Genomic DNA, 16,955 nt, shown 5'->3' with positions numbered 1-16,955 from the left:
GGGTGGCGAGGCGGGGCCGGGGCCCTCAGCCCTTCTCGGCGCCGGCCGTCAGCCCGCCGGCGAGCCAGCGCTCGCTGAGGAAGAAGAGCACGACGATCGGGAGGGTGAGGATGACCGAGCCGGCCATGAGCACCGTGGTGGGGACCTCGATGCTCCCGGAGAGCTGCGAGAGCCCGAGGGACACGGTCCAGCGGTCGCGGTCCTCGATGAGGAAGAGCAGCGCGAAGAGGAACTCGTTCCACGCGATCATGAAGATGAAGAGCGCGTTGGACACGATCGCGGGCAGCGCCAGCGGCAGGCTGATCAGCCGCATGGCCTGCAGCCGGGTGCAGCCGTCGACCGCGGCCGCCTCCTCGAGGCTGGCCGGGATCGTGTCGAAGTAGTTGCGGAGCGTGTAGATCGACACGGCCGCCGTCTGTGCGACGTAGACGATCATGAGCCCGACGAGCGAGCCCCGCAGGCCGATCTGGCTGTAGAAGCTGAACAGCGGGATGGCCAGCAGGATCGCGGGGAAGAAGTAGACGCCGAGGAACACGGCCCCGATCTGCCGGCGGCCGAAGAACTCGAGCCGGCTGACCGCGTACGCGCCGGGCAGCGACACCAGGAGGGTCAGCACGACCGTGCCGAGGGAGACCCCGAGGCTGTTCCGCAGGAAGACCAGGAAGCCCTGGCCACCCTCGTCGACCGACCGCAGCACCGACGTGTACGTCGTCAGGTCGATCTCGCTCAGCTTCGGCCACAGCGCGCCCGGGTCCTGCAGCACCGCGTCGAGCGGCCGGAAGGACAGGACGACCATGTAGTAGAAGGGGAAGACGGAGGCGATCAGCAGCAGCACGATCACGACCGGTCGCAGGACGCCGAGGATGCGGCGCTCGACCAGCTCGCGGCTGGCACGACGGCGCACCGTCGGGGCGGACGTCGTGGTCATGCGGCCTCCTCCGACCGTCCGAAGAGCTTGAGGTAGACGGTGACGAGCACCGCCAGGATGATCGCGAGCACGAGGGCCTGGGCGGCGGCCGTGCCGATGTTGCCGCGGGAGATCAGGAAGTCGTAGACGCGGACGGCGACGACCTGCGTCCCCGAACCGCCGCCCGTGAGCAGGTAGATCGCGTCGAAGTCGTTGAACGTCCAGATGAACCGCAGGACGGTCAGCACCGCGATGGTGGGCAGCAGCTGCGGCAGCACGATGTGCCAGAACCGTTGCAGCGGGCTCGCGCCGTCGACCTCGGCCGCCTCGTCGAGGACCGCCGGGATCGCCTCCATCCGGGCGGTGAGGAAGAGGAAGGCGAAGGGGAAGGACCGCCAGGCCTCGAACACGACGACGGTGAGCATCGCCGTGGAGACGGGCAGGTGGGCCACGCTCTCGCCGGACGTGAGGAACGCGACCGGCTCGTCCCAGCCCAGCAGCGTCGTGCCCCAGGTGTTGACCGCGCCGAACTCCGGGTTGAGCAGCGTCTTCCACACGAAGGTCGCGGCCACGATCGGGGCGACGTACGGCAGCAGCAGCGCGGCGCGGATCAGCCCGCGTCCACGGAACGGCCGGCGTAGCGCGAGGGCGGCGACCAGCCCGACCACGATGGCGCCGAAGGTGCCGCCGACGGAGTAGACGAGCGTGTTGACCAGGGCCGTGCCGAAGCCCGGCGAGGTCAGCACCGCGACGAAGTTGTCGACGGTGTAGCGGCCGAAGAAGCCGGTCTGGCGCAGGTTGATCAGCCGGACGTGCTGGAAGGCCAGCGAGACCGTCCAGATGATCGGCAGCACCACCATCACCAGGACGATGAGGCCGGTGGGGGCGATGAGCGCGTAGCCGGTGTTCCGGTCCTCGCGGACGCGGGCGGAGCGGCGGCGACGGCCCTCGGGGGCGTTGCCGGGGACCTCGCCGAGGGCGGGCTGGCTGAGGGTGGTCACTGCAGCGACTCCTGGATCGAGACGATGGTGTCGGCCGCGTCCCTGGCGGCCTGCGCCGGGTCGGTGCCGTTGGCGACCTCGTTGACCGCCTGGGCCACGGGCTGCTCACCCTGGAGCGCGCCGAGCAGGTCGCCCTGGCCCTGCGGGATCGCCCAGCGCGAGAGCTTGGCCGGGCCGGTCGCGACCTCGTCGACGACCTGCGGGGAGTAGAAGCGGGACAGCGGCGCGCGGGAGTCCACGCCGACGTCGAGGGTGGACCAGGCCTTGCTGAACTTCTCCCGGTCGTCCGCCGTGCCCGTGCGGACCGGCACCTTGCCCTCGGGCGCGATGGCGATCCAGGGCTCGTAGCCCTCGTTCATGACGTACTCCACGAACCGCTGCGCGGGGCTCGTCGAGGCCGCGGCGGTGACGACCCAGGAGGTGACCTCGCCGTAGACGGTCGGGGTGCTGCCCTCCGGGCCCTGCAGCGCGGTGACGATGCCGGTGTTCTTCGCCAGGAAGGTCGGGTCGGCCACGCACTCGGGGCAGGACGGCTTCGCGTCCTCCCGGAGGCCGGCCATCTCGTCGAGGATGAAGGTCGACCAGACGGTCATCGCGGACTTGCCGGCGAAGTAGGACGCCCGCGTGGTGTCGACGTCCTGCGCCCCGGGCGGCCCGTACTCGCGGACGAGCTGGCCGTACGAGCGCAGGGCCTCGACGCAGGCCGGGCTGTCGAAGGTCACGCGGCCCTGGTCGTCCACGAGCTGGCAGCCGTTCGCGAGCGCCCAGTACTCGAAGGTCTGCTCGGTGAAGCTGTCGCCGGCGACGCTCGCGCCGATGAACCCGGCGTGCTCCGGGGTGTCGAGCGTCTGCGCCGCCTTCTGCACCGCCGCGTACGACGTGGGCGCGGGCAGCCCGGCCGCGTCGAAGAGGTCCTTGCGGTAGAGCAGCAGCTGCGTCCAGGCCTCGCTCGGCACCGCCAGCTGTGCGTCGCCGGAGCGGGTCAGGTCGAGGGCGCTGGAGGTGAAGGTGTCGCGGCCGAGCGCGTCGACGACCTGGCCGGTGGCGGCGGTGTCGATGAGCTCGTTCGAGGACATGGTGCGGACCTGGCCCAGCGGGACGCCGCCGACCACGTCGGGCAGGGTGCCGGCGGCCGCGGAGGAGAGCAGCAGCTGGTTGAACTGGTCCTCGGCGACGGCCACGAGCTGGACCTTGATCCCGCTCGAGGCCGTGAACGCGTCGACGATCTTCTGCGTCGCCGCGACCCGGTCCGGCAGGTCCTCCTCGATCCAGACCTTGATGCTGTCCGGGCTGGTGTTCCGGGCGTCGCCCTGGACGCACCCCGGGAGCAGCACGAGCAGACCCGCGGTGAGCGCGGCGAGCAGAGCACGGCTCCACGTCCTGGCGGCAGGCACAGGCGACCCCTTCGTCGACGAGAACTTATGGCTACACACTTGCCTTAAGTTGCCAACGTGTCAATCATAAGTTCGACGCGGTCCCCGGGTCCGTGACCCGAGGGCGTGACGACGGAGGAGCAGGATGACGAGCATGGTCAACGGCCCCGGCGACGTCCTCGAGCTCGTCCGCCGTGGTCGTGCCCGTACGCGGGGCGACGTGGTCGACGCGACCGGCCTGTCGCGGCTGACCGTCGCGCAGCGGGTCGACGCGCTCCTCGAGGCGCACCTGATCGTGGAGGGCGAGACCACCGGGCCCACCGGCGGCCGCCGCAGCCGCAGCCTCGTCTTCAACGGCGGGCACTCGTTCGTCGCGGTGGCCGCGGTCGACACCACGCACGCACGCCTGGCGGTGACCGACCTGGACGGCACGGTGCTGGCCGAGGACAGCCTGCTGGTCGACATCCGCGACGGTCCCGTGGTCGTGCTGGACGCGCTCGCCGCCGGGCTGGCCCGGCTGCTCGAGCGGCACGGCAGCGGAACCGCGGACCTGAGCGGCGTGGGCCTGAGCCTGCCGGGGCCGGTGGACCCGGTGACCGGGCGGCCCAACCAGCCGCCGATCATGCCCGGCTGGGACGGCTACCCCGTGGCCGACCACCTCTCCGGCGCCCTGGGCGGCGTCGTGGTGCACACCGCGAACGACGCCGACGCGGCGGCGCTGGGGGAGTTCGCGGTGGGCCACGAGGGCGCGCGGGCGCTCTGCCTGGTCAAGGTGTCGACGGGGATCGGGGCCGGCATCGTGCTCGACGGCCGCCCGTACACGGGCGCCGACGGCGGGGCCGGCGACATCGGCCACGTCCGGGTCGACCCCTCCTCGCCGCTGGTGTGCCGGTGCGGGGCGCACGGCTGCCTCGCCGCCCTGGCCAGCGGGGCCGCCGTGGCCCGGCAGCTGGCCGAGCTCGGCCGGCCGGTGACGCACGGCCTCGAGGTCGGGGAGCTGCTGCGGGCCGGCGACCCGGACGCGAGCCGGCTGACGCAGCAGGCGGGCCGGCGGATCGGCGAGGTGCTCGCGGGGCTGGTCTGCGTGCTCAACCCGGAGGTGCTGCTGGTCGGCGGGGCGCTCGCCTCGACGCCGCTGCTGACCGGGATCCGCGAGACGCTCTACCGGCTCTGCCTGCCGCGCGCGACGCGGCACCTGACGCTCCAGCTGGGCACGCTCGGCCACCGCGCCGCGGTCGTCGGCCTCACCCGCCTGGTGGTCGACCGCGAGCTGTCCGCGGAGGCGGTGAACGCCCGCCTCCGCGGCTAGACGCCCGAGAAGCCGGAACGGGAAGGATCCTGCACCGTGGAGGTGCAGGATCCTTCCCGTTCGTCGTGCGTCGTGCGCCGGGGTCAGGAGACCTTCGTCGCCACCCGGTCGGCGAGCTCGGACTCGACCTGGCGCAGCGTGGTGATGCGCTCCTGCAGCTCGGCGACCTGCGCCTCGGCGTCGGCGAGCACGCGCTCGGCCTCGGTCCGGGCGACGAGGGTGACCTTGTCGGCGGTCTGCTGGCTGTCGAGCAGCAGCCGGTACTCGTACGAGCGCAGGCGGTCGCCGCCCTCCCCGTCGAGGCCCAGCGAGGGCTGGACCTCCGGGTCGGTGAGCCGGTCGCGGATCGCGTCGAGCTGGCTGCGGAACTCCGCGGTCACCGTGTCGATCCGCTTCTCCAGCCCCTCGACCAGGGCCACGAGCTCGGTCTGCGTCTGGCCGGAGACGGCCAGGTTCGTGCGGGCCTGGTCCTGGGCGGCGGTGAGGACGTCCAGGGCGGCGACGACCCGACGGGCCGACGGGTCGTCCCACGTGGCGTCGGCGTCCGCGTCCGCGTCGGAGGCGGTGGCCGAGGCGGTGGCCGCGGCCGTCGCGGTCCGGGCGGCACCGGTGGCGGTCCCGTTCTCGGCCTTCGGGCCCTCGAGCCCACGGGCCTCGCGGCCCGTGTCCTCGGCCAGCGCGGACGTGACGTCCCCGGCGGCCTCGGGACGCAGCTCCACGGTGGTGCGCAGCGGCACCTCCTTGACGACCAGGACGGTGACGAGGGTCAGCAGCGCGGCGGCACCGGCTATGAGGAACAGCTCGCCGAACGAGTCGCCGTACGCGGCGCGGACCACGGCCTGCACCGGGGCGGGCAGGTCGTTCAGGTCGAGCGAGCCGTCACCGGCCCCGGCCCCGTTCACGCCGATGGCCCGCAGCCCGGCGGTGACCTTGACGCCCACCTGGTTGGCCAGGATGGCGCCGAGGACCGCGACGCCGACGGCGCCGGCGAGCGAGCGGAAGAAGGCGATGGCGGCCGAGGTGGCGCCGATCTGGCTGACGTCGACGGTGTTCTGCACCGCGAGCACGATGTTCTGCACCAGCGCACCGATGCCGACGCCCATGACGGTCATGTAGACCGCGACCTGCCAGTACGGCGTGGTGTGGTCGATCGTGGCCATCAGGCCCAGGCCCGCGACCAGGGCGACGGCGCCCACGACCATGAGCGGCTTCCAGCGGCCGGTGCGGCTGACGAGCTGACCGCCCAGCGTGGACACCAGCAGCTGGCTGATGATCAGCGGGATGGTCATGAGGCCCGCCCGGGTGGGGGTCTCACCGCCGCCGAGCTGGAAGAACTGCGTGAGGAACGTGCTGCTGCCGAACATCGCCATGCCCACGCCGAGGCTCGCGAGGATCATCAGCAGGGTCGTGCGGTTCTTGAGGACGCGCAGCGGGACCATCGGCTCCGGGGCGCGCAGCTCGACGACCACCAGGAGCGCCACCGCGACGGCGAAGCCCACCAGGTAGACGCTCGACTGCCAGGAGATCCAGGCGTAGTCGCTGCCGGCGAAGGTCACCCAGAGCATGGGGAGCGCCGCGACGACCGCCACGAGCACGGCACCGACGTAGTCGATCCGGACGTGGCGCCGGACGGTGACGAGCTTCAGCGTGCGCTGCAGGACGACCAGGGAGATGACGGCCAGCGGGACGCACACGAAGAAGCACCAGCGCCAGCCGACCGAGTCGGTGAGCACGCCGCCGAGCAGCGGGCCCGAGACGGTGCTGACGGCCATGACGGCCCCCATGTAACCGCTGTAGCGGCCGCGCTCCCGCGGGGAGATCATCGAGCCCATGATCGCCTGGGTGACGGCGATCAGGCCGCCCATCCCCACGCCCTGCAGGGCGCGGAAGGCCATCATCGGCGGCACGGTCTGGGAGAGGCCCGCACCGACCGAGCCGGCGACGAAGATCACGATGGCGAGCTGGACGAGCAGCTTCTTGCTGAACAGGTCGGAGAGCTTGCCCCAGATCGGGGTGGTGATAGTGAGCGCCAGCAGCGAGGCCGTGATGACCCAGGTGTACTGACGCTGGGTCCCGTGCAGGTCCGACATGATCGTCGGCAGCGCGGTGGAGACGATGGTCGTGCTGAGCATCGCGGTGAAGAGCGCGGCCAGCAGGCCGGTCATCACCTCGAGGATCTCGCGGTGGGAGTAGACCTTCGCCGCCCCGACCGGCGCCGGGGCGGTGGTCGAGGTGGTCGGGGCCGTGGTGGGAGCGGGCGCCTCGGCGCGGCTCGTGGTGACGCTCATGGTGCCTTTCATGAAGCCGCGGGCTCCAGCTCGTCGAGCAGGGTGATCGCGGTGCTGCCGGCGAGGACCTTCGGGGCCGGCAGCGGGTGGGTCAGCGGTGCGGCGGCCAGGCTCAGGTCGAGCCGGCTGAGGACCTGGGTGGCGAGCGCGGCCTCGTCGTCGTCCCAGTCCGGGAGGGCGGCGACGACGCGCTGGAGGGTGTAGCGGCGGTGCTCGGCGAGGCGCTCGCGGCCGAGGTCGGTGATCCCGATCAGGCAGGCGCGGGCGTCGTCGGGGTCGGCGTGGCGCTCGACCAGGCCGTCGGCCTCGAGGGCGGCGACGGCGCGGGAGGCGACCGAGGGCGCGACCATCAGGTGCGCGGCGAGGTCGCCCAGGCGCAGGTCGGCGGCGGAGACGGCCTTGAGGATGCCGGACAGCGTGCCCGTCATGGTCTGGCCGTGGTCCTTGGCCGCGACGAAACGGACGGTGCGGACGACGGAGTCGAGCGCGGCGAGGAGCTGGTTGGCGCGGGGTTCGGAGAGGCTCACTTCTAGACTTCCTTTAGTTGCTGTACGCAAGCATACGGCAAAACATATGGACCCTAAGCAATATTCCAAGAGCTGCCGACGTGGTGCCGGTCACGTCCTCCGGCGGTTCCGAGCGGGCGGGCCGGGGCGGTCGCGGACGAGGAGGCCCGGACCGCGTCGCGCTGGTACCTTGACGTGACACCACCCTTTAAGACCTGTCCCGTGAGGCAGGAAAGGACGGTTGATGCCTGACACCGGCTTCGTACCTTCGCCCACCCGCCCTTCGACCCCCGCGACGCGGAGCTCGACGAGGCGTCCCTCCCCGGTCCCCGCGCTGCTCGTGCTGGAGGACGGGACCACCTTCACCGGCTCCGCCTTCGGCGCCGTCGGGGAGACGTTCGGCGAGGCGGTCTTCTCGACCGCCATGTCGGGCTACCAGGAGACGCTCACCGACCCGAGCTACCACCGCCAGGTCGTCGTCGCCACCGCCCCGCACATCGGCAACACCGGCTGGAACGACGAGGACGACGAGTCCTCGCGCATCTGGGTCGCCGGCTACGTCGTGCGCGACGCCGCACGCGTCCCGTCGAGCTGGCGCTCGCGCCGCAGCCTCGACGACGAGCTCGCCGCCCAGGGCGTCGTCGGCATGTGCGACGTCGACACCCGCGCCCTGACCCGTCACCTGCGCGAGCGCGGGGCCATGCGGGTCGGCATCTCGAGCGTGGAGACCGACCCGGCCGCGCTGCTGGCCCGGGTCCGCTCCGCGCCGGAGATGACCGGCGCGCACCTGGCCGACGAGGTCAGCACGGACGAGGCGTACGTCGTGGCGGCGCAGGGCGAGAGGCGGTTCCGCGTGGCGGCCGTCGACCTCGGCATCAAGTCGATGACGCCCTACCGGCTCGCGGAACGCGGCATCGAGACCCACGTGCTCCCGGCGACGTCGACCTGGGAGGAGGTCCAGGCGGTGCTCCCGGACGGCGTCTTCTTCTCCAACGGGCCCGGCGACCCCGGCGCCACGGAGGACGTGGTGGACCTGCTCCGCTCCGTGCTCGGCGCGGGCGTGCCGTACTTCGGCATCTGCTTCGGCAACCAGCTCTTCGGCCGGGCGCTCGGCTTCGGCACGTACAAGCTCGGCTACGGCCACCGCGGGATCAACCAGCCCGTGATGGACCTCTCCACCCGCCGGGTCGAGATCACCGCCCACAACCACGGCTTCGCGGTGGACGCCCCACGCACGGGCCGCACCGAGACGCCGTACGGGTGGGCGCGGGTCAGCCACGTCGACCTCAACGACGACGTGGTCGAGGGCCTCGCGCTCGAGGACGAGGACGGGGCGCTGCTCTCCTTCTCGGTCCAGTACCACCCCGAGGCCGCGGCCGGTCCGCACGACGCCTCGTACCTCTTCGACCGCTTCGTCGAGCTGATGTCCGCCCGCTCGACGAGCCCCCGACACGACAACGGAACGGTCGCCTGATGCCCCGCCGCACCGACATCTCCTCGATCCTCGTCATCGGGTCCGGGCCGATCGTCATCGGCCAGGCCTGCGAGTTCGACTACTCCGGCACGCAGGCCTGCCGGGTGCTGCGCGCCGAGGGGTTCCGGGTGATCCTCGTGAACTCCAACCCGGCGACGATCATGACCGACCCGGAGTTCGCCGACGCGACCTACGTCGAGCCGATCACGCCGGAGTTCGTCGAGCAGGTCATCGCCCTCGAGCGCCCGGACGCGCTGCTGGCCACCCTCGGCGGCCAGACCGCGCTGAACGCCGCGATCGCGCTGCACGACAACGGCGTCCTCGCCAAGTACGGCGTCGAGCTCATCGGCGCCTCGGTCGAGGCCATCCAGCGCGGCGAGAACCGCGAGCAGTTCAAGGCGATCGTCGAGGGCCTCGCCCCGCCGACCGACCCCACCGACCCCGGCTTCGGCGTGGCCCGCAGCTACGTCTGCCACTCCATCGACGACGTCCTCGGGGCGGCCGGCGAGCTGGGCTACCCGCTCGTCGTGCGGCCCAGCTTCACGATGGGCGGCGTCGGCTCGGGCTTCGCCCACGACGAGACCGACCTGCGCCGCATCGCCGGCGCCGGGCTCGCCGCGAGCCCGACCACCGAGGTCCTCATCGAGGAGTCGATCCTCGGGTGGAAGGAGTACGAGCTCGAGGTCATGCGCGACCGCGCGGACAACGTGGTGATCGTCTGCTCCATCGAGAACTTCGACCCGATGGGCGTCCACACCGGCGACTCGATCACCGTCGCCCCGGCGATGACGCTGACCGACCGCGAGTACCAGCGGATGCGCGACCTCTCCATCGGCATCATCCGCGCCGTCGGGGTCGACACCGGCGGCTGCAACATCCAGTTCGCCGTCGACCCGGCCACCGGCCGCATGATCGTCATCGAGATGAACCCGCGCGTCTCGCGGTCCTCGGCGCTCGCGTCCAAGGCGACGGGCTTCCCGATCGCCAAGATCGCGGCCAAGGTCGCCATCGGCTACACGCTCGACGAGATCCCGAACGACATCACGGGCGTGACCCCCGCGAGCTTCGAGCCCACGCTCGACTACGTCGTGGTCAAGGTGCCGCGGTTCGCGTTCGAGAAGTTCCCCGCGGCCGACACCACGCTGACCACGCACATGAAGAGCGTCGGCGAGGCCATGGCCATCGGCCGGAACTTCACCGAGGCGCTGGGCAAGGCGCTGCGCTCCATGGAGGACCCCAAGGCGCCGTTCGTCTTCGGCACGCCGACCGACCCCGCCGACGACCTGCTCGCGATCGCCGCCCGCCCGCACGACGGCCGCCTCGGCGTGGTCATGCAGGCGATCCGCGCGGGCGCGACGCCCGAGCAGGTCACCGCCTCGACCCACATCGACCCGTGGTTCGTCGACCAGCTCTACCTCATCTCCGAGGTCGCCGACGAGGTCCGCGACGCGCCCGAGCTGACGGCCGACGTGCTGCGCCTGGCCAAGCGGCACGGGCTCTCCGACGCCCAGGTCGCGCGCCTGCGGAACCTGTCGGAGGACGTCGTCCGCGGCGTCCGCTGGGCCCTCGGCGTCCGCCCGGTCTACAAGACGGTCGACACCTGCGCGGCGGAGTTCGCGGCTCGCACGCCGTACCACTACAGCTCTTACGACCTCGAGACCGAGGTCGTCCCGCGCACCCGGCCCGCCGTGCTGATCCTGGGCTCCGGCCCGAACCGGATCGGCCAGGGGATCGAGTTCGACTACTCCTGCGTGCACGCCGCGCTGGCCCTGTCCGGCTCGCCGGACAACGACGGCGCCGGCTACGAGACCGTCATGGTCAACTGCAACCCGGAGACGGTCTCGACCGACTACGACACGGCCGACCGCCTCTACTTCGAGCCGCTCACCTGCGAGGACGTCCTCGAGGTGTTCCACGCCGAGCAGCAGGCCGGGCCGGTCGCGGGCGTCATCGTGCAGCTCGGCGGGCAGACCCCGCTGCGGCTCGCGCAGGCGCTCAAGGACGCGGGCGTGCCGATCGTCGGCACCAGCCCCGAGGCCATCCACCTGGCCGAGGAGCGCGGCGCCTTCGGCGACGTCCTCGACGAGGCCGGCCTGCCGTCCCCGAAGCACGGGCTCGCCCGCAGCTTCGCCGAGGCCAGCACGATCGCGACCGAGATCGGCTACCCGGTGCTCGTGCGCCCGTCGTACGTGCTCGGCGGCCGCGGCATGGAGATCGTCTACGACGAGCCCAGCCTGGCCTCCTACATCGACCGCGCCACGGAGGTGTCGCCTGCGCACCCGGTGCTGGTCGACCGCTTCCTCGACGACGCGGTGGAGATCGACGTCGACGCGCTCTACGACGGCACCGACCTCTACCTCGGCGGCGTCATGGAGCACATCGAGGAGGCCGGCGTGCACTCCGGCGACTCGGCCTGCGCGCTGCCGCCGATCACCCTCGGCAGCGAGGTCGTCGACCGCATCCGCACCTCGACCGAGGCGATCGCCGAGGGCGTCGGGGTGCGCGGGCTGATCAACATCCAGTTCGCACTCGCGGGGGACACGCTCTTCGTCCTCGAGGCCAACCCGCGGGCGAGCCGGACGGTCCCGTTCGTCTCCAAGGCGACGAACACGCCGCTGGCCAAGGCCGCGGCCCGCGTCATGCTCGGCACGTCGATCGCGGCGCTGCGGGCCGAGGGCCTGCTGCGCGCCACCGGCGACGGCACCGACGAGCGTCCGGGTGCGCCGATGGCGGTCAAGGAGGCGGTGATGCCCTTCAATCGGTTCCGCACCGTCGAGGGCACCTCGGTCGACACCATCCTCGGCCCGGAGATGCGCTCCACGGGCGAGGTCATGGGCCTGGACGTCGGCTTCGGGACGGCCTTCGCCAAGAGCCAGGCCGCCGCGTTCGGGTCGCTGCCGAAGGGCGGCACCGTCTTCGTGTCCGTGGCCAACCGGGACAAGCGGTCGATCATCTTCCCGGTCAAGCGGCTCGCCGACCTCGGCTTCACCATCCTCGCCACGGCGGGTACGGCGTCGATGCTGCGGCGCAACGGGGTCGAGGTCGAGACCGTCCGCAAGTTCAGCCAGGGCCCCGGCCCGGCGGGGGAGCCGACCATCGTCCAGCTGATCATGGACGGCCGGATCGACCTGATCTTCAACACCCCGGCCGGGCTCAGCCCGGACGGGCGGCCCCGCTTCGACGGCTACGAGATCCGCACGGCCGCCGTCCTGCGCAACGTCCCCTGCATCACCACCGTGCAGGGCCTGGCGGCCGCGGTGCAGGGCATCGAGGCGGTGCGCGGCGGCCGGATGGGCGTCCGCTCGCTGCAGTCGTGGGCGCGGGGCGTCGACGACCTGGCCGAGCAGGCCGGGCAGGTCGGGCACGACGGGCAGGCCGGTCCCACGACGGCGCCGGCGCTCGCGGGGGCCGACCGCTGAGCGTGCTCGCCCCCCTCGTCGACGGGGGCTACACCCGCCTGCTGCGGCCGGTGCTGTTCCGCGCGTACGCGGGTGACCCCGAGCGGGTCCACCACACGACGCTGGCCACCCTCGAGGCCCTCGAGCGGCGTCCCGCGGCGCTCGCCGCCCTCCGGCTGCTGACCCGCGCGCCGCGGCGTCCGGTCGAGGCCTTCGGGCTCACCTTCCCCGGTGTGGTCGGGCTGGCCGCGGGGATGGACAAGGACGGGGTCGCGCCGCGCGCCTGGGCGGCGCTCGGCCTCGGCCACGTCGAGCTGGGCACAGTGACGGCGACGGCGCAGCCGGGCAACGCCCGGCCGCGGCTGTTCCGGCTGCCGGCCAGCGGCGGGCTGGTGAACCGGATGGGGTTCAACAACGCGGGGGCGGCCGCCCTGGCCGCCCGGCTCGAGGCCGCGAACATCCGGCGCGGTTCGTCCGTGCCGGGCATCCCCGTCGGGGTGTCGCTGGGCAAGACGAAGACGACGCCCCTGGCCGAGGCGGCGCAGGACTACCTGACGTCGTTCGCCGCGGTCGCGCCGCACGCCGACTACGTCGCCGTGAACGTCTCCAGCCCGAACACGCCCGGCCTGCGGACCCTGCAGGAGGCCGGCGTGCTGCGCGACCTCGTGGCGGCCCTCGTCGCCGCGGCCCGCGAGCAGGACCCGGCCCGGCCGGTCCCGGTGCTGGTCAAGGTCGCCCCCGACCTGTCCTTCGACGCGCTCGAGGACGTGCTCGGCGTCTGCACGGACGCCGGGGCCGCGGGCCTCGTCGCCACCAACACGACGCTCGGACGCGACGGCCTCGCCGACGCCGACCGCTGGCGCGCCTCCGAGGCGGGCGGGCTGTCCGGGGCGCCGCTGGCCGCCCGGGCGCGCGAGGTCGTGGCCTTCCTGGCCGCGCGCACGGAGCTGCCGGTGGTCGGGGTGGGCGGCATCCTCACCGCCGACGACGGGCAGGCCCTGCTCGACGCCGGGGCCCGGCTGCTGCAGGTCTACACCGGTTTCGTGTACCGCGGCCCGGCCCTCGTCCGCGAGATCGACGCACGCGTTGCCCGGGGTCCGCTGACCACCACGACCACCCCCGGCAGCACCACCGAGAGGACCCACGCGTGAGGGAGCCGTACGGCGTCCGGCTGGCCGCCCTGGTCGAGGAACGGGGCCCGCTGTGCGTGGGCGTCGACCCGCACCCCGGGGTGCTGCGGGCCTGGGGCCTGGACGCGGACGTCGCCGGGCTCGAGCGGTGCGCCCGCGGCATGGTCGAGGCCCTCGGCGGCACGGTCGCCGTCCTCAAGCCGCAGTCGGCGTTCTTCGAGGCGTACGGGTCGGCCGGCGTCGCCGTCCTGGAACGGACGCTCGCCGACATCGCGCACGCGGGCGCGCTGTCGCTGCTCGACGTCAAGCGCGGCGACATCGGCTCGACCATGGACGCGTACGCCGCCGCCTACCTCACCGACGGCTCCCCGCTGGCCGCCGACGCCGTCACGCTGTCGCCCTACCTGGGGTTCGGGTCGCTGGACGGCGCGATCGGGGTCGCCCGGGCCCACGGGCGCGGGGTCTACGTGCTGGCGCTGACGAGCAACCCGGAGGGCCCGCAGGTGCAGCACGCGGTCGCGGCCGACGGCCGGACCGTCGGGCAGGTCGTCGTCGACGAGGCGGCCCGGCGCAACGCCGGTGCCGTGCCCGGGGACGTCGGCGTCGTGGTCGGCGCGACGATCGGCCGGACCGGCACGCGCTTCGACGCGCTGAACGGGTCGATCCTCGCCCCGGGGCTCGGCGCGCAGGGCGGCACCGCGGCGGGCCTGGCGGAGATCTTCGGCGCGGCGCTCCCGCTCGTGCTCCCCACCACGAGCCGCGAGGTGATGGGCGCGGGGCCGGACCCGGAGCGGCTGCGGTCCGCCGCGGCCGGCGTCGTGGCGTCGGTCCGCGAGGTCCTGCGCCCGGTCTGAGGCGGGGTCCGGCCGGGGCGGGCCCGGGCGGGCTGTTCCGGGGCTGAGATAGGTTCGGTGTCCCTGGGCCCAGGCGCGGTGCCCAGACCATCTCCCAAGACCGTCCGACCCCCACGAGGACGCGAGAGGAACCTGGTGAGCATCCCCCCGTTGAGCGACGAGCAGCGTCAGCAGGCGCGCCACGCCGCCACCGAGGCCCGACGCCGCCGCGCCGACGTCAAGCAGGCGCTGCGTACGGGCGAGCAGACCCTCGCGCAGGTCCTCGAGGCCGCCGAGCACGACGACGTCATCGCCCACACCAAGGTCGTGGACGTGCTGAAGTCCCTGCCGCGGGTCGGCGCCGTGCGTGCCGCCAAGGTCATGGAGCGGCTCGAGATCGCCCCGAACCGGCGGTTGCGCGGGCTGGGCAAGCACCAGACCGCCGCCCTGGTCACCGAGTTCACCCGCGGCGAGCCGTCCCGGTCCACCCCGTCGCGGTCCGCCACGTCCTCCCGGTCGGCCGAGTGAGCCGCGCCGACCTCACCGTCCTCTCGGGCCCCACGGCCGTCGGCAAGGGCACGGTCACGGCCGCGCTCGCCCGCCGGCACCCCGAGGTCTTCGTCTCGGTCTCCGCGACCACCCGGGCGCCGCGCCCCGGCGAGGTCGAAGGCGTGCACTACCTCTTCGTCAGCGACGCGGAGTTCGACGAGATGGTCGAGGGTGGCCTGCTGCTGGAGTGGGCCGTCGTGCACGGCACCCACCGCTACGGCACGCCGAGCGCCCCTGTGGTCGAGGCGACCACCGCCGGCCGGCCCGCCCTGCTGGAGATCGACCTGCAGGGCGCGCGCCAGGTGCGCCCGGCCTGGCCCGAGGCCCGTTTCGTCTTCCTCGCCCCGCCGAGCTGGGAGGAGCTGCAGCGCCGGCTCGTCGGGCGCGGCACCGAGACGCCGGCCCAGCGCGAGCGCCGGCTGCAGACCGCGCAGGCCGAGATGGACGCCGCCGCCGAGTTCGACGCGGTGGTCGTGAACGTCAGCGTCGAGCAGGCCGTCACGGACTTGGTAACCTTGATGGGTCTGTGACCCTGCAGACGCGCTGCAGTCTGCCCGACCGGTCCCCACGACGGACGCGCCGCGGCCTGCGCACCAGACGAGAAGGACACCTGTGCCCCAGAACGTTGTCGCCGAAGGCATCACCAACCCCCCGATCGACGAGCTGCTGACGCAGTCGGACAGCAAGTACCGCCTGGTGCTGTTCGCCGCCAAGCGCGCGCGTCAGATCAACGCCTACTACAGCCAGCTCGGTGAGGGCCTGCTCGACCACGTCGGACCGCTCGTCGAGACCAGCCCGCAGGAGAAGCCGCTCTCGATCGCGCTCCGCGAGCTCAACGAGGGCAAGCTCGTCGCCATCGACATCGACCCGGACGCCGAGGCCGAGCCCACCCAGACCGACCCGTTCGCCTCCGCCTGACCCGATCGCGCCTGTCCCGCCGATGAGCCGCGTCGTCCTCGGGGTGGCCGGGGGGATCGCGGCCTACAAGGCCTGCGAGCTCCTGCGCCGCCTCCGCGACGACGGTCACGACGTGACCGTCGTCCCCACCGAGGCGGCGCTGACCTTCGTCGGGCGCGCGACCTGGGAGGCCCTGTCGGGCCGCCCGGTCAGCACCTCCGTCTGGACCGACGCGTACGAGGTCCCGCACGTCCGCATCGGGCGTGAGGCCGACCTCGTGCTCGTCGCCCCGGCGACCGCCGACCTGCTCGCCCGCGCCGCCACCGGCCGCGCGGACGACCTCCTCACCAACGTCCTGCTGACGGCCACCTGCCCGGTGGTCCTGTCGCCGGCCATGCACACCGAGATGTGGCTCAACGCCGCCACCCGAGCAAACGTGGCCACCCTGCGTTCGCGGGGCGTCGTCGTCGTGGACCCGGCCGTCGGCCGGCTGACCGGCGCCGACTCCGGACCCGGCCGGCTCCCGGAGCCCGCCGAGATACTCGCCGTCGCCCGCACCGTGCTCGCCGCTCCGGCCCTCGTGCCGGCGCTCGCCGCCCAGGACCTCGCCGGCCTGACCGTCGCGGTCAGCGTGGGCGGCACGCGCGAGCACCTCGACCCGGTGCGGTTCCTGGGCAACTCCTCCTCCGGCCGGATGGGCTGGGCCGTCGCCCGCGCGGCGCGGCTTCGGGGCGCCTCCGTGCGCGCCGTCGTCGCCCACACGGACGTCGACGGGCCGTCCGGCATCGACGTCGAGCGGGTGGGCAGCACCGCCGAGCTCGGTGCGGCGATGACGCGGGCGGCCAAGGGCGCCGACGTGGTCGTGATGGCGGCCGCGCCCGCGGACTTCACCCCGGCGAGCACCAGCGAGGTCAAGATCAAGAAGACCGGGGACGCGGGGACCACCGTGACCCTCGTGCAGACCCCCGACGTGCTGCACGGCCTGGTCGAGGCCCGCGAGGACCCGCGGCAGGTGGTCGTCGGCTTCGCCGCGGAGACCGCCGTGGACCAGGCCGAGCTCGTCGCGCTCGGCCGCGCCAAGCTGGTCCGCAAGGGCTGCGACCTGCTCGTGCTCAACACCGTCGGGCTCGGCCTCGTCTTCGGCCGCGAGGACAACGAGATCACCCTGCTGGCCCGCAGCGACGACGGCGGGGCCGTCGTCGACGGCCCGCACGCCGGTTCCAAGGACGTCCTGGCCCACCGGATCCTGGACGGCTCCGTCGCCGTCCACCGACGTGGGTAGCGTGGCGG

Annotated in this window: 14 protein-coding genes; 9 read left to right on the top strand and 5 right to left on the bottom strand. The window is 73.2% G+C overall.

Going from position 1 to position 16,955, the window contains the following annotated elements:
* Positions 1-25: 25 nt before the first annotated feature.
* Genes ABD665_RS02995 through ABD665_RS02985 form a run of 3 tightly spaced genes read right to left on the bottom strand, consistent with a single transcriptional unit; the run spans position 26 to position 3,302 of the window.
* A complete protein-coding gene (locus ABD665_RS02995) occupies positions 26-928 on the bottom strand; it encodes an ABC transporter permease subunit (RefSeq protein WP_204912293.1) in 903 nt (300 codons plus the stop codon).
* The gene (locus ABD665_RS02990) at positions 925-1,908 is read right to left on the bottom strand and encodes a carbohydrate ABC transporter permease (RefSeq protein WP_344740993.1); all 984 of its coding nucleotides are present in this window, start codon (positions 1,906-1,908) and stop codon (positions 925-927) included. Before ABD665_RS02990 ends, ABD665_RS02995 begins: the two co-directional genes overlap by 4 nt.
* Positions 1,905-3,302 carry an extracellular solute-binding protein gene (locus ABD665_RS02985; RefSeq protein ID WP_204912294.1) on the bottom strand — a complete coding sequence of 466 codons (1,398 nt, stop codon included), beginning with the start codon at positions 3,300-3,302 and terminating at the stop codon, positions 1,905-1,907. The genes ABD665_RS02990 and ABD665_RS02985 overlap by 4 nt, the downstream gene beginning before the upstream one ends.
* Before the next feature lie 124 nt (positions 3,303-3,426).
* Here ABD665_RS02985 and ABD665_RS02980 point away from each other — a divergent pair, with 124 nt between their 5' ends.
* A complete protein-coding gene (locus tag ABD665_RS02980) occupies positions 3,427-4,590 on the top strand; it encodes an ROK family protein (RefSeq protein ID WP_204912295.1) in 1,164 nt (387 codons plus the stop codon).
* 83 nt (positions 4,591-4,673) lie between these two features.
* Here the strand turns inward: ABD665_RS02980 and ABD665_RS02975 are convergent, their stop codons facing one another.
* The gene (locus ABD665_RS02975; protein ID WP_204912296.1) at positions 4,674-6,878 is read right to left on the bottom strand and encodes an MFS transporter; all 2,205 of its coding nucleotides are present in this window, start codon (positions 6,876-6,878) and stop codon (positions 4,674-4,676) included.
* An 8-nt stretch (positions 6,879-6,886) separates the two neighbouring features.
* On the bottom strand, positions 6,887-7,405 hold the full coding sequence (locus tag ABD665_RS02970; protein ID WP_204912297.1) for a MarR family transcriptional regulator: 519 nt from the start codon (positions 7,403-7,405) through the stop codon (positions 6,887-6,889).
* A gap of 223 nt (positions 7,406-7,628) precedes the next feature.
* Between ABD665_RS02970 and carA the strand changes: the two genes are divergently transcribed.
* From carA to coaBC, 8 genes are all read left to right on the top strand, one after another.
* Positions 7,629-8,858 (top strand): glutamine-hydrolyzing carbamoyl-phosphate synthase small subunit, encoded by a 1,230-nt coding sequence (gene carA, locus ABD665_RS02965; protein ID WP_204912298.1) that lies wholly within the window; start codon positions 7,629-7,631, stop codon positions 8,856-8,858.
* A complete protein-coding gene (gene carB, locus ABD665_RS02960) occupies positions 8,858-12,277 on the top strand; it encodes a carbamoyl-phosphate synthase large subunit (RefSeq protein WP_204912299.1) in 3,420 nt (1,139 codons plus the stop codon). Before carA ends, carB begins: the two co-directional genes overlap by 1 nt.
* Positions 12,278-12,279: 2 nt before the next feature.
* Positions 12,280-13,407 carry a quinone-dependent dihydroorotate dehydrogenase gene (locus tag ABD665_RS02955; RefSeq protein WP_344740988.1) on the top strand — a complete coding sequence of 376 codons (1,128 nt, stop codon included), beginning with the start codon at positions 12,280-12,282 and terminating at the stop codon, positions 13,405-13,407.
* Positions 13,404-14,240 (top strand): orotidine-5'-phosphate decarboxylase, encoded by an 837-nt coding sequence (gene pyrF, locus ABD665_RS02950; RefSeq protein ID WP_204912300.1) that lies wholly within the window; start codon positions 13,404-13,406, stop codon positions 14,238-14,240. Before ABD665_RS02955 ends, pyrF begins: the two co-directional genes overlap by 4 nt.
* A 135-nt stretch (positions 14,241-14,375) precedes the next feature.
* Positions 14,376-14,747 (top strand): integration host factor, actinobacterial type, encoded by a 372-nt coding sequence (mihF, locus tag ABD665_RS02945; RefSeq protein ID WP_204912301.1) that lies wholly within the window; start codon positions 14,376-14,378, stop codon positions 14,745-14,747.
* On the top strand, positions 14,744-15,298 hold the full coding sequence (gmk, locus tag ABD665_RS02940) for a guanylate kinase (protein WP_204912302.1): 555 nt from the start codon (positions 14,744-14,746) through the stop codon (positions 15,296-15,298). Before mihF ends, gmk begins: the two co-directional genes overlap by 4 nt.
* 82 nt (positions 15,299-15,380) lie before the next feature.
* The gene (gene rpoZ / locus ABD665_RS02935) at positions 15,381-15,686 is read left to right on the top strand and encodes a DNA-directed RNA polymerase subunit omega (protein WP_204912303.1); all 306 of its coding nucleotides are present in this window, start codon (positions 15,381-15,383) and stop codon (positions 15,684-15,686) included.
* A 22-nt stretch (positions 15,687-15,708) separates the two neighbouring features.
* Complete coding sequence (gene coaBC / locus ABD665_RS02930; RefSeq protein WP_204912304.1) at positions 15,709-16,947, top strand: bifunctional phosphopantothenoylcysteine decarboxylase/phosphopantothenate--cysteine ligase CoaBC; 1,239 nt, start codon at positions 15,709-15,711, stop codon at positions 16,945-16,947.
* Positions 16,948-16,955 lie beyond the last annotated feature (8 nt).

The organism is Microlunatus spumicola (genome assembly GCF_039536445.1).
GTDB classification, from domain to species: domain Bacteria; phylum Actinomycetota; class Actinomycetes; order Propionibacteriales; family Propionibacteriaceae; genus Microlunatus; species Microlunatus spumicola.
The sequence above is the reverse complement of the archived record's forward strand: the minus strand, read 5'-3'. Positions and strand labels throughout refer to the sequence as shown.